Here is a 14,296-nt window from a genome sequence, read left to right as displayed (position 1 = left end):
ACGCCTCCTAATGAAGTCTCACTTTCGACAGGAGAATTATCCCACCTTTGGCAAAATAAAGGCTAAAAAATAGTCTAAATTGTTATCAAATTTGCTAATTGAAGGACTCGCCTCACATATTTTAGCTTGGCTATTTCATAGTTCATAAAATAACCAGTCGAGGGGCTTTGTCAATTCTTTATACTTAACGATTTGCGTTGTGTTTTGCTAACGAAAACCGTGATTGCTGCACGAAGTAGTTCGAATAAAAGCTAGTTGGTATAGAACCTAGTTAGCATAGAAGAAGTAAGCGGTAATCAAAAAGCTCGCGATGATCACTGTGGTGCGAACATATTGTTGTGGGATACGACGAGAAACTTTTGCTGAATAGTAACCACCGACCAATGTCCCAAACAAAACGGCCATGCCTGACGGCCAATCAATCGAACCATTCACAACAAAGAACACGATTGCCGCGAGTGATGCGCATGCCGATACCAACAATTTGATGCCATTCATCACGTTGATATTGGTATACCCTGCCAGTGCCAAGTAGCTCAATGTCACAATGCCTAAGCCTGCATTAAAATAACCACCATAAACACACACGATCAAAAGCAATACAGCTGAAAAGAACGCGCCTGCGCTGGTGGCGTGCTTATGTTTAGCGGTTACTTTCTTTAGCCATTTATTGAGTGTGCCACCAAAGGTAAAAAGTAGAGCGGCGAACAGCAATAACCAAGGTACGGATTGAGTAAATAGCGCTTCTGGTGTGTGTAGTAGTAAAAATGCACCAATGCTGCCGCCAATTATACATAGTCCAACAATGAGCTTGAGTTGTTTGGTACCAGATTGAATTTCGTGGCGTAGAGCGCAGGCTCCGCTAATGTATCCAGCACACGAAGCAAAGGTATTGGTCGCGTTGGCTGCTATTGGTGGAACGCCTGCAAACAATAGAGCGGGGAAGGTGATGAAGCTGCCTCCTCCTGCAATTGAGTTGAGCACACCGCCAATCACTCCCGATAAGAATAGAATCAACCAATCCATAGTTTTGAATCCAATGCGTTAAATGATGAATCACCTTACTTGATTTTGTTATTGATATCAGGGATATGTGTTTTTCAGGAGTCGGATTGTGAGTTTGCTACCATCTTAGAGCTACGGTTTTTTGAAATAGCTGCTACGGAAAAAGGAGCCTGAAGCTCCCTTTATTACGTTTTGTTTTTCTAGCTAAGCCAAGTTTACACTTCAACAGGCTTCGCTCTAAAGCTCTTGAACAGCTTAACCAGAATAGGACTAGATAGAACCAATACCGCTAAAATGGTGAAGGTCATTGTGATAGGGCGTTCCCAAAGGAAGCTGAGTTCACCATCACTGATCATCAGTGCGCGTCTCAAGTTCTCTTCCATCAAACCACCTAATATGAAGCCAAGCAGTAACGGTGCGAGCGGGAAGTTGGCCAACCTTAACGCTATCGCCGCCATTGCCACAATTAGCATCACAAACACATCCATCGTGTTGAAAGACACCAAGTACACGCCTGTGATTGAGAAAAAAATAATCATTGGCAGTAGTACCGTTCTTGGTACCGCTAGCAGTTTAGAGATGTAAGGGATTAAAGGCAGATTCAAGATAACCAGCACGATGTTGCCAAAGTACATTGAGATAATCACCGACCAGAATACATCTGGGTGCTCAACGAACAAGCGAGGACCGGGTTGGATGCCATAAGCGATGAGTGCACCAAGCATAATTGCTGTAGTACCAGAGCCCGGAATACCGAGTGTCAGTAGCGGAACGAATGAACCACTCGAAGCTGCATTATTTGCTGATTCAGGAGCCACAAGACCACGAATACTGCCTTTACCAAACTCCTTCTGCTTGTCTTTTGGTGCTAGGCTGCGTTCCATGCCGTAGCTTAAGAAAGCTGCGATAGTTGCGCCAGCACCCGGAAGCACGCCAGTGAAGAAGCCAAGAATTGAAGAACGAATCGAAACGGGCGCTACTTCTTTGAACTCTTCTTTGGTCACTTTCATGCTGCCAATATCGGCCATCTTTTGGCTTTCTTCGCCGCTGGTGTCTTTCTCAGGTTTCAAAATACCCATTAAAGTCTCACCTAAAGCGAATGTTGCCATAGCAAGAAGTAGGAAACTAAAGCCATCCATTAGGTCTGTTAGGCCAAACGTGAAACGTTCAACACCGACGCCTTTATCGATACCAACAGTAGACAGCATCAAACCAAGAATGGTCATCATCCATGCCTTTATTACCTGACCTGGGCCTGCAAACGCCGCTACAGCCGATAGACCTAACAACATCAATGCAAAGTAGTCTGACGACTGGAAGCTCAATGAGACACTTGCTAGAGCCGGTGCTGCAATCAAAAGCATGATTGCTGACAGCGTACCGCCAGTGAAAGAAGAGTAGGCTGCTAGTGCCAACGCTTTACCTGCTTGGCCTTTTTGTGCCATTGGGTAGCCGTCGAATGCGGTTACTACCGTTGAAGAACAACCTGGAGCATTGATTAAGATTGATGACGTTGAGCCCCCAAATACTGCGCCGTAGTACACACCTGCCATTAAGATTAACCCAGAAGAAGGGTCTAGGCCGTATGTAATCGGGATCATCAACGCGATTGCTGAAATTGGACCTAGCCCCGGGAGCATACCAATGAAGGTACCCACGAAGCAGCCCACAATTACCATCATGATGTTCATTGGCATCACAGCGGTAGAAAGTCCTTGTAAAATTCCGTCTAACATAATGTTATCCCTACCAAAGAGTGAAGATTAAGCCAGGCTCTAGGTAGATATCTAAGCCTTGAGTTAATAATAAAAAGAACGCGATAACGAAAGGAAATGACGCGCCAAATAAAATAGATTTACGGCGCTCACCCAATAGGTAAAAGCCAGCAAGCAAGAAGAAGCTAGTTGCTAAAACAAAGCCAAGATAAGTCAGTCCAACACCGTACAAAGCCATCAACACTAAAAAGCCAATGAGCAGCTTCCAGTTCAACGGCGTGGTGTCGCATGAAACCTTCTGGTCCGGTTGTCCTGTAACTAGTAGGATCAACGACAGGCCGATGCCGATAAACGTTAATAGGGTAGGTAAAGTTCTTGCTGTGAAGGGTTCGTACTCGTCACCGGGGAACAAAGGAATTAGCGTGGTTTGGTAGCCATAGCACAAGCACGCCAGCATAAAGATCATGGCTCCGATGCGATCCTTTGAAAGCAAAGATTCCTTACTCAGAAATTTGGTTGGTAAGTCCGACATATCCAACTCCATTTGGGGTGGTATAAATAGTAAAAAAGCCGTACATGAGCGAGTTAATGAAGAATGTCTGGGATCACTAACCAAAGGTAAGCGAATTACGGTACTGGTTTATCAGCCACTTGCGTTTACAACGAATCGGCAAGCGTTAGTAATACGTCTACGAATAAACAAAGGAGTTTGAAGTTAACTCATGTACGGCGAAACAAGGAAAGAGTAAGAGGGCACATAGACCCTCTATGGTTGTTAGTTATTTCAAGAAACCAAGCTCACGCATTAGGTCGCCCATCTGTTTTTCTTGGTCTTCTAGGAAGGCGTAAAAATCTTTGTCAGCTTTGTAGTTGTCAATCCAACCGTTACGGTCACGAACCACTTGCCACTCATCGGTCTTGTACATCTTGCCTAGAGCTACATTCCACTCGTCGATTTTCGCTTGGCTAGTGCCAGGTGCCGCGAAGAAGCCACGCCAGTTAGCAAATACTGTTTCGTTGCCGTACTCAGTTAGTGTTGGGATGTTTGGTGCCGCATCAAGACGTTTTGGTGCCGTTACTGCCAATACTTTTACTTGGCCTGATTTAGACATTTCTAGCACTTCACCAAGGCCTGTCGAAAGCAGTTGTGTTTCGCCAGAAAGCAGTGCCGCCATCGCTTTACCGCCAGCATCGTAGGCAATGTAACGTACTTTCTTCGCATCAAAACCTTCGCCTTTGAACGCTGCCGCTACAACAAGATGGTCCATGCTGCCACGAGCCGAGCCGCCTGCGATTTTCACTTTACGTGGGTTGCTTTCAAACTCTTTTACTACGTCTTCCCAAGTGTTGTACTTAGAATTCGCAGACGCGACGATTGCGCCATAGTCGGCAATCGTTGCTGCAACTGGTGTTAGGTCGCGGAAAGATTGAGGGAAGATACCGGTCAGCGAGCGCACAACGATAGGTGTTGAGTTCACCATCAGCGTGTCTTCTTGACGTTGAGCCGTCTCGATTAGGTGTGCAATGGCTTTACCGCCGCCACCACCAGACAAGTTTTGGAAAGAGACATTTTCTACGATGTCGGATTTAACTAATACATCACCCGTACCACGAGCCGTCATATCCCAACCGCCACCAGCGCCGCCAGGGATTAGGAAGTGGATTTTTTCTACGTCAGCAGCAAAAGTGTTAAAAGAAAAGGTTGCTGCGATGATAGAAGCCGCAAGAGTAGGTTTCAGTGCCTTGAACATGGTTCACGTTCCTTATGTAGGGGATCTCTTCAATGGAGAGAAACTTATGTTTTATATCCAGCTGCTAAACACACGAGTAGGGTATTGCTTAGCAGATGACGTTAAAGTTAACGATGTGTTAAAGAATTGTCTTCAATGCGGCGATATTGAGGATAAAGAACATTGGGTGAATAAAGTTCATAAAGTTCACGGGGAGGTGGCTCTAGGATTCTTCAAGAAATAATTATTCTCATTTTTTCTTAAGGTTGTGTGAACAATTTGTTTTGACTATTAGCCGTTTTATACTGTTGGGTATCATTAAAGTAGGTACTTTATTGTGACACAGAGAGAGGGATAGGGAGACGCTCTTGTATATATAGAATAATGTGTTGCTAGGTGGGGTGTGCTACTGTAATAATATAAATATTGCTGGCACGTTACATTTCTGAGCTAATGGTTATTCAAGGATCGAATAATGACAGACAAAAAAATTTCGTTACGATTTACTGTTGGAGGAATGTTTTTACTCGCGACATTTCTTACCGCTGTTGTTGCGGTTTCACTGCAATATTACTTCAGTAAAAAAATGGCGACGGAGAGTACACTGTCAAAATTGACGATGGTGTCTCATGACCTGAGTGATTATATAGGCGCTATTGATTCTGACGCAGCCAACACTGCGCGTTTACTTGCTTCAGTGAAACGGTCAATCAGTAACAAAATATCGAAAGAAGAGTCGCGTAGTATTCTTTCTGAAGCCATTAAAGATAACCCTCTCTTTTATAGTATTTACATTGGCTCATCCGATGAAAACTTCTTCCAAATTATTAATCTAGAATCTGCCCCTGTCGTTAGAGAAAAAATAGGTGCACAACAAACGGATCGTTGGGTTGTGGTTGAGATTAAAAATATAGGGCAGGAGCGAGTCCGGACAACGAAATACTTTGACCAAGAGTTTACGCTCAGAAGCTCAACTACGGAGCAGAGCAACTACTTTCCAACGACCAGGCCTTGGTATGTTTCTGCCAATGTTCAGTCGGTCGAAAAAACTCAGCCATATCTTTTTCAGCATTTACAAATTACCGGACAAACTTATTCTTTAGCGTTTGAGTCGAAAATAGAATCTGAAATTCAACATGTGATTGGTATTGATATTGTGTTGTCTTCTTTGGCTAACAAATTATCAGGTACGGCGCTTGGATTAGCGGAAGATAGTAAGGTTGAGTCTTTCTTATATTCGAAATCGGGAAATATCATAGCGTCCAACCTCAAGGTTAATAATCAGGAATCGGAGTTTGATGTATCAACATTGATACTATCATCTGAGCAAAAAACCTTGGTTAACGATACCCCTCCGCTGCTAGTTTCTAATCAAAATGATTGGGGGCCGATGGACTTTTCTGTGGCGGGGAAACCAAACGGTTATGCGATAGACCTTCTCAAAATGATTGGTGAGATGACTGGGATCAGGTTTGAATTTGTGAATGGTTTCTCTTGGGACGAGCTTGTCAGTAAGTTTCAAGAAGGAAGTATTGATGGCCTGCAATCGGTTCAGCATTATAAAAATAATGGCATAAATGGTCTATACACAACTCCAATCTATGAATTGCCGTTTGCTATCGTGACAAAGGTTGGTGCGAAGGTTGTTACTCATTATGCCGAACTTGAGGGTAAAAAAGTTGCCATTTTATCTGGGTGGTCAGTTATTCCTAAAATGAGGGAAGACTTTCCGAATATTGATTTAGTTGAGTTTGAAAACCTGGAGTCTGCATTTAATTCAATTGAAAGCGGAGAGAACTTTGCATTCTTAGACGCTGAACCCGTACTCTCGTTTGCATTAGATAGGTTTTTCCAACCAGGCCTTGTTGTCAATGGGACTCTAGAAGATCTAAAACGGAACTACACAAATCAATTCCATTTGGTGTTGCAGAGCAAGCATAAGCAATTGCTTCCAATTATTGATAAGGCTATCAGTAGGTTGGGTGATGAACAACTTGATGCCTTAGCGAAAAAGTGGCTCCATGATACCGGCTTCAATACGAATACGACGGTTCCTTATACTGAACTTTATGATTTGGCTAAGGAAGCAACGGTTGAAGGCAGTATGATAAGGGTAGAGTTGAATGGCGAGGTCAAGCATCTCTATTTAAAGAAAATAGACACGGGCGAACACTACTCTGAGTATTTTGCGGTATTGATTCCCGAAACTGAAATCTTTAGTACAGTCAATAAACGTCTAGCAACCTCTGTTGGCGTAACGATGTTACTGATGAGTTTGACCTTGCCTATTGCTTGGGTTTTTGGTGCACCGATAGTGCGTCCTATTCGTCAATTAGAGGAGGAGACTCATAAGATCAAGATGCGTGATTATGACAGTGTCGAGCTTGTTGAGACTCGAATTAAAGAGGTATGGGAACTGTCTATTGCGGTGAAAGGTATGGCTGCAGAGATTAAGCGACATGAACAGACCCAAGAAGCCTTTGTTGAGTCGTTCATTAAACTTATCGCTCAAGCAATCGATGATAAGTCCGCTTATACGGCTGGGCATTGTAACCGTGTACCAGAACTGGGTTTGATGCTGGCTGATGTGGCTGAAAAATCACAGTCTGAGCACTTCAAAGATTTTAAGTTTGAAAATGATGATGAGCGTCGTGAGTTTAGAATTGCGGCTTGGCTTCATGATTGTGGCAAGATCACGACACCGGAACACATCGTCGATAAAGGTACGAAGCTAGAAGCTAACTACAACCGAATTCACGAGGTGAGAACTCGATTTGAAGTGCTTTGGCGTGATGCAGAAATTACAGCTTTGACAAAACAACTCGAAGGATCTCTACCGGCTGAGCTGGTAGCTGATGAACTTGCGTCAACCAAACAGCAGTTACAAGAGGACTTTGAGTTTATCGCGACATCAAACGTTGGTGGTGAATTCATGAGTGATGATAAAGTCGCACGTATTCGCGTGATAGCTGAGACTACTTGGACACGTAACTTTGATGATCAACTTGGTTTGTCACCGATAGAGGCGTTGAATCGAGAATCGAGCTCAAGCTTACCAGCGGTAGAGCCGCTGTTATGTGACAAGCCTGAACATATAGTGAAAAGAGATAGGCCGTTAGAGTTCGACCCGAAATATCAAATAAAAATGGATGTGCCTGAGCACTTATACAATCTGGGCGAAGTCTATAACCTGAGTATTGCGCGTGGCACCTTAACTACTGAAGATAGGTTTAAGATAAATGAGCACATGCTTGGTACCATCAAGATGCTTGAAAACCTGCCATTCCCGAAAGAGCTAAGCCGTGTGCCTCGTTATGCGTCGACTCACCATGAAACCCTTAAAGGCACAGGCTATCCAAGGAAGCTGACAGGTGATGACCTTTCAATCCCAGAACGTATTCTGGTGATCTCAGATATTTTTGAAGCGTTAACCGCTGCGGATAGGCCTTATAAGAAGGCGAAACCAATCAGTGTTGCTGTAGACATCATGTATAAAATGGCGTTGGACGAGCATCTTGATATCGAACTGTTTAGATTGTTCTTAACCAGCGGTACTCACCTGCGTTATGCAGAAGAGTATCTCAAACCAGAACAGATTGATTTTGTCGATATCAGCAAATACCTCGAAGTCACTCGTCAGATAGCTTGATTAAAGGTTGGCTTGTTAGAACGGGTTCGATGAATGAAAGGCGCACATGAGTGCGCCTTTTTTATATCTGTTTATCGGTGAGCTGGTGGATAGGCACAAACGGGGCTGCTTTTGACCAGTTTGGCTATAAGTTGTCGACACATCGATTTTAAATGACTTTAGAGTAGGTATCGGGCTGGTTGTTGTTGTCCTGTTTAAATTAATAAATAACAAGTATTTAAGTTGTTTTCAGTGTCCTTTTGGAGGAGTTTTTATCGTATATAAAAAATACTACCTTAGTCTAAATTGTCGACAATCTGCTTGATTGTCGACAATTTGATCGTGTATTTTATGTTCATGTTATGAAATTGTTGACAGTTAGGGTCGGCAATCAGAAGTGAGCAGCGTGAATATGAATACTGCGATAAAAGACCTCACCTTAAGTGCAAACACGAAAACACGTGTGAGCGACAAAGAAAACACCAAGTCGGAAAATCTGACTGAGTACCTCGTTGAAGCGATTGTTAACGGTGAATTAGCTCCGGGCAGTAAGATCTCGGAACCTGAATTGGCTAAACGCTTTGAGGTAAGCCGAGGTCCATTACGTGAAGCGATAATGCGTGTTGAAGGACTTGGCCTGATAGAACGTATTCCACATGTCGGCGCTCGAGTTATTACTTTTTCGGCAGACAAACTGCTAGAGCTTTACGCGGTGCGAGAGGCATTGGAAGGCATGGCGGCTCGCTTAGCAGCGCGACATATCACGCAAGAAGAGCTTATCGGGCTTGAAGGATTATTGTCGACACACTCAAAGCACATCGATGAAGTCGAAGGTTCTTCTTACTTTCATCAACATGGGGATTTTGATTTCCATTACCGCATTATCAAAGCGAGTCGTAACAGCAAACTCATTTCGCTGCTGTGTGATGAGCTTTATCACCTATTACGCATGTATCGCTATCAATCGCCTAGGGCTCAGTCTCGACCAAAAGAGGCGCTCGATGAACACAAATACATCCTACAAGCAATTCGTAATCGCGATGAAGAGCTAGCAGAAATGCTAATGCGACGACACATCTCGGGTAGTCGATTGCTTATAGAACAACAAATTCAATCCAAAGATCTTGATTAAGCGACCATTGGAACCTGTCAGCAGATCAGTGCTGGCGATAACCAAAAGCCGTAAGTCTTAAAGATTAGCTAGAAATAAACAATTAACAGGGAGCGTCATTATGAAGTTATCAGCAGGAGCTAAGTTCCGACAAGCTGTGCAAGACAACGACCCATTGCAGATCGTCGGTACGGTGAATCCGTATTGCGCGATGATGGCAAAGAACTTAGGGCATCAGGCGATCTATTTGTCGGGTGGAGGTATCGCCAATGCGTCTTATGGTTTGCCTGATTTAGGTATTACGACATTGAACGATGTGTTGGTGGATGTTGAACGTATTACCAACGCGTGTGATCTGCCATTGCTGGTGGATATCGATACGGGATTTGGTGGCGCATTCAATATTGCACGTACGATTCGCGCTATGGAGAAGGCAGGCGCAGCAGCAATTCACATGGAAGATCAAGTCGCTCAGAAACGCTGTGGTCATCGGCCAAATAAAGCGATTGTGAGCCAACAAGAGATGGTCGATAGAGTCAAAGCGGCAACCGATGCCAGAACCGATGACAGCTTTGTGATTATGGCTCGTACCGATGCATTGGCGGTTGAAGGCATTGATAGTGCGATTGAACGAGCAATTGCGTGTGTTGAAGCGGGCGCAGACATGATTTTCCCTGAAGCTATGAGTCAACTCGATCAATACGTGAAGTTCTCGGCAGCGCTGAAATCAGCAACGGGTAAGCATGTACCTATCTTGGCTAACATCACTGAGTTTGGCCAAACGCCGCTCTATAACTGTAACGAGTTGGCCCAATCAAGTGTCGACATGGTGCTTTATCCATTGAGTGCATTCCGCGCGATGAACAAGGCGGCGGAGAATGTTTACAAGCACTTGTTAGTTGAAGGCAATCAAGAAGCTCTGTTGGATTCAATGCAAACCCGTAAAGAGCTTTACGAACACCTTAATTACCACGAATACGAGAACAAGCTTGATCAGTTGTTTTCAAGTGAAGGGTAAAACCAGTTTCAATTAATCAAAAATCAACTTAATCCAATAACGTGAAATGGTTAGTCGCCATGTCCAGTACCGATGATAAAGATCACCGGACACATAAACAGGCAGCACCAAAGAGTGCAGGCGGCTAACACAGAAAAGGAGTTCACCATGTCTGTATCTTTGAGTGATAAAGCAGCTGTCGAAAATGCTTCAAAAATAGAACAACAAAGCACAAAAACAACAAGCACACCTGCAATCGGTGGTGCTGGTCTACGTGGCCAAAGTGCGGGAACCACGGCGCTATGTACGGTAGGAAAATCAGGTACCGGCTTAACCTACCGTGGTTATGATATTACCGACCTTGCTAATCATGCTCAGTTCGAAGAAGTGGTGCACCTGCTACTAAGAGGTCATTTACCCAATGCAAAAGAGTTAGACGATTACAAAACATTGTTGGTTGGCCTACGCGGCTTGCCTCAACCTTTGAAAGTAGCATTAGAGCTTATTCCTGCAGACGCTCATCCAATGGATGTGATGAGAACGGGTTGTTCAATGTTGGGTAATTTAGAGCAAGAGACTGATTTTTCTGAGCAACTGCCCGCGACTGAACGAATGCTTGCGCTTTTCCCTGCGATTATTTGTTATTGGTACCGCTTTAGCCATGATGGTGTGCGTATAGATACTGAAGACCAAAGCGAAGCATGTTTGGGTGGTTACTTCCTGAAGATGCTAACGGATAAAGCGCCTAGTGAACTTCATAAAAAGGTGATGCACTGCTCGCTAACTCTTTACGCGGAACATGAGTTTAATGCTTCAACCTTTGCGGCTCGTGTGTGTGCATCAACGTTGTCGGATATTCACTCGTGTGTCACTGCAGCGATTGGTACGTTGCGAGGCCCTTTACATGGCGGTGCAAACGAAGCTGCGATGGAAATGATCCAAGATTGGCAAACCGCAGATGAAGCGGAAGCGAACATCATGAATATGCTCGCCAACAAAGACAAAATCATGGGTTTCGGGCATGCCATTTATCGCGAGAGCGATCCACGAAACACTCTAATCAAGCGTTGGTCAAAAGAGCTAGCTCAAGAGGCGGGTGATAAACAGCTTTATGCCGTTTCAGAACGTGTTGAAGCGGTAATGAAGCGCGAGAAAGGGCTGTTCTGTAATGCTGACTTCTTCCATGCATCGGCCTACCACTTCATGGACATCCCAACCAAACTGTTTACTCCGATCTTCGTGATGAGCCGCCTCACAGGTTGGACAGCACACGTGTTCGAACAAAGAGAAAACAATCGCATCATTCGTCCAAGTGCAGACTACACCGGGCCAGAGCATCAAGACTGGCTACCTATTCATCTACGTTAGCCCTCTATAACGAGCCGACTTATGTCTGAGGTGACTTCCGTCTTCATACGACAAGGCCTCAAGAAACAACGAATAGAATTTAACAGATAATGGTGGATGTATGTCTGATGTAAAACTTGAAAGAAACCAAGAGCTTGATGAAAACAAGTATCGAAAGGTTTTACCGGGAACGGGTTTAGAATATTTCGACGCTTGTGAAGCGGTAGAAGCAATATCCCCGGGCGCTTATAAAACCTTGCCTTATACGTCGCGAGTGTTGGCAGAGCAATTAGTAAGACGCTGTGATCCTGAAACCCTTGAAGACAGCTTAAAGCAGATCATTGAACGCAAGAGCGACTTAGATTTTCCTTGGTATCCTGCGCGAGTGGTGTGTCATGACATTCTAGGTCAAACAGCCCTAGTAGATTTGGCTGGATTAAGAGACGCGATTGCCGATCAAGGCGGAGACCCTGCCAAGGTGAACCCAGTGGTCGAAACTCAACTGATTGTTGATCACTCTTTGGCAGTGGAACATGCCGGGTTTGATAGCGAAGCATTTGATAAAAACCGCGCGATTGAAGAGCGCAGAAACGAAGACCGTTTTCATTTTATTGAATGGTGTAAAACCGCGTTTAAAAACGTGAGCGTGATCCCAGCGGGTAATGGAATTATGCACCAGATTAACTTGGAGAAAATGTCTCCGGTGATTCAATCCAAAGAGGGTATCGCGTTTCCCGATACCTGTGTCGGCACCGACAGTCATACTCCTCATGTTGATGCTCTGGGTGTTATTGCAATAGGTGTCGGTGGTTTGGAAGCTGAGACTGTGATGCTCGGTCGTCCGTCTATGATGCGTTTACCAGACATCGTGGGCGTTAAACTTACCGGTCAGAGACAAGAAGGCATTACCGCGACGGATATTGTGCTCTCCATTACTGAGTTTCTTCGCAATGAGAGAGTGGTCTCAAGCTATTTGGAATTCTTCGGTGAAGGGGCGCGTGCACTGACCATTGGTGACCGCGCAACAATATCTAACATGACGCCAGAGTACGGTGCGACTGCGGGTATGTTCTACATCGATGAGCAGACCATTCAATACCTCAAGCTTACAGGGCGAGAGCCTGAACAAGTTGAATTGGTAGAGCTTTACGCCAAACAAACTGGGTTATGGGCTGATGATCTAGACTCTGCTCAATATGAGCGTGTATTAGAGTTTGATTTATCGAAGGTTGAGCGCAATCTTGCAGGGCCATCCAATCCACATCGTCGTTTGCCAACCAGACAGCTGGCTGAACAAGGAATCAGTCAAGCATCTTGGAAAGACCAACATGCTAAGCAGTACAGCGATGATCAGATGCCCGATGGTGCCGTGATCATTGCGGCGATTACGTCTTGTACCAATACCAGTAACCCAAGAAATGTCGTCGCTGCCGCTTTAGTCGCTAAGAAAGCCAATCAACTTGGATTAGTTCGCAAGCCGTGGGTGAAAACATCATTTGCTCCTGGTTCTAAAGTTGCCAAGCTTTATCTTGAGTCCGCCGGTTTGTTGCCTGAACTGGAAAAACTAGGCTTCGGTATCGTCGGTTATGCGTGTACTACCTGTAACGGAATGAGTGGGGCGTTGGACCCTAAAATCCAACAAGAGATCATCGACCGTGACCTGTACTCAACCGCTGTATTATCGGGGAATCGAAACTTTGATGGTCGAATCCATCCCTATGCAAAGCAAGCGTTTTTAGCCTCACCGCCATTGGTGGTTGCTTACGCTTTGGCTGGCACGATTCGCTTTGATATCGAGAAAGACAGTTTAGGTACGGACAGCAATGGAAAGCCAATCTACTTAAGTGATTTATGGCCGAGTGATGCAGAGATCGATGCCGTTGTCGGTGAGCATGTAAAGCCACAGCAATTCCAACAAATCTACGTAAAAATGTTCCAGCCAGACGAGGATCAGGTGACTACTGAGCCACTTTATGATTGGCGACCTCAAAGTACCTATATACGCAGACCACCTTATTGGGAAGGGGCTCTTGCGGGAGAGCGTAGCCTTTCAGGGATGAGACCTTTAGCGATTCTGGGTGACAACATCACTACGGATCATTTATCTCCTTCAAATGCGATTCTCGCTTCGAGCGCTGCGGGGGAATACCTCACCAAAATGGAAGTGCCGGAAGAGGACTTTAACTCTTACGCGACCCATCGAGGTGATCACTTAACCGCACAACGAGCAACCTTCGCCAACCCTAAACTGTTCAACGAAATGGTGAAGGACGCAGGAGAAGTCGTGCAAGGTTCATTGGCAAGGGTTGAACCCGAAGGTCAAGTTACGCGAATGTGGGAAGCGATAGAAACCTACATGAACCGTAAACAACCCTTGATTGTTGTTGCGGGTGCCGATTATGGACAAGGTTCATCACGTGATTGGGCAGCCAAAGGGGTGCGCTTAGCGGGTGTTGAAGTGATTGTGGCTGAAGGCTTTGAACGAATCCACAGAACCAACTTAGTTGGCATGGGCGTGTTGCCTTTGCAGTTTAAAGCGGGAACGGATCGAAATACTTTAGAACTGGACGGCACCGAGCTTTACGACGTTTACGGCGACATTGAAGCTGGTTCTGATTTGGCTCTAGTAATCACTCGTAAAAACGGTGAAAAGCTTGATGTGCCAGTAACTTGCCGATTAGACACAGCAGACGAAGTGAACGTGTATAGCGCTGGTGGCGTGTTGCAACGTTTCGCCAAAGACTTTCTCGCCCAGTAGGAGCT

Annotated in this window: 9 protein-coding genes; 5 read left to right on the top strand and 4 right to left on the bottom strand. The window is 44.9% G+C overall.

The features are described from left to right. Positions 1-267: 267 nt before the first annotated feature. From ACED28_RS09075 to ACED28_RS09060, 4 genes are all read right to left on the bottom strand, one after another. On the bottom strand, positions 268-1,026 hold the full coding sequence (locus tag ACED28_RS09075) for a sulfite exporter TauE/SafE family protein (protein ID WP_371709698.1): 759 nt from the start codon (positions 1,024-1,026) through the stop codon (positions 268-270). A 194-nt stretch (positions 1,027-1,220) separates the two neighbouring features. Next, on the bottom strand, positions 1,221-2,741 hold the full coding sequence (locus ACED28_RS09070) for a tripartite tricarboxylate transporter permease (RefSeq protein ID WP_009846586.1): 1,521 nt from the start codon (positions 2,739-2,741) through the stop codon (positions 1,221-1,223). A gap of 10 nt (positions 2,742-2,751) precedes the next feature. Beyond that, positions 2,752-3,252, bottom strand: a complete 501-nt coding sequence (locus ACED28_RS09065) for a tripartite tricarboxylate transporter TctB family protein (RefSeq protein WP_009846587.1) — start codon at positions 3,250-3,252, stop codon at positions 2,752-2,754. Positions 3,253-3,499: 247 nt separating this feature from the next. Beyond that, positions 3,500-4,471 (bottom strand): tripartite tricarboxylate transporter substrate binding protein, encoded by a 972-nt coding sequence (locus ACED28_RS09060; protein WP_371709697.1) that lies wholly within the window; start codon positions 4,469-4,471, stop codon positions 3,500-3,502. A 454-nt stretch (positions 4,472-4,925) separates the two neighbouring features. Between ACED28_RS09060 and ACED28_RS09055 the strand changes: the two genes are divergently transcribed. The 5 genes from ACED28_RS09055 to acnD all read left to right on the top strand — a co-directional run bounded on the left by ACED28_RS09055 (position 4,926) and on the right by acnD (position 14,291). Further along, the gene (locus ACED28_RS09055; protein ID WP_371709696.1) at positions 4,926-8,099 is read left to right on the top strand and encodes an HD domain-containing phosphohydrolase; all 3,174 of its coding nucleotides are present in this window, start codon (positions 4,926-4,928) and stop codon (positions 8,097-8,099) included. A gap of 391 nt (positions 8,100-8,490) precedes the next feature. Further along, positions 8,491-9,210, top strand: a complete 720-nt coding sequence (locus tag ACED28_RS09050; RefSeq protein ID WP_017071741.1) for a GntR family transcriptional regulator — start codon at positions 8,491-8,493, stop codon at positions 9,208-9,210. Between the two features lie 100 nt (positions 9,211-9,310). Further along, positions 9,311-10,207 (top strand): methylisocitrate lyase, encoded by an 897-nt coding sequence (prpB, locus tag ACED28_RS09045; protein ID WP_371709695.1) that lies wholly within the window; start codon positions 9,311-9,313, stop codon positions 10,205-10,207. Between the two features lie 147 nt (positions 10,208-10,354). After that, positions 10,355-11,554, top strand: a complete 1,200-nt coding sequence (gene prpC / locus ACED28_RS09040; protein ID WP_371709694.1) for a 2-methylcitrate synthase — start codon at positions 10,355-10,357, stop codon at positions 11,552-11,554. Between the two features lie 100 nt (positions 11,555-11,654). Further along, entirely contained in the window at positions 11,655-14,291 is a 2,637-nt protein-coding gene (gene acnD / locus ACED28_RS09035; RefSeq protein WP_371709693.1) for a Fe/S-dependent 2-methylisocitrate dehydratase AcnD, read from the top strand. Positions 14,292-14,296: the final 5 nt, after the last annotated feature.

Source organism: Vibrio sp. 1F253, from assembly GCF_041439295.1.
GTDB lineage: Bacteria > Pseudomonadota > Gammaproteobacteria > Enterobacterales > Vibrionaceae > Vibrio > Vibrio tasmaniensis_A.
The sequence above is the reverse complement of the archived record's forward strand: the minus strand, read 5'-3'. Positions and strand labels throughout refer to the sequence as shown.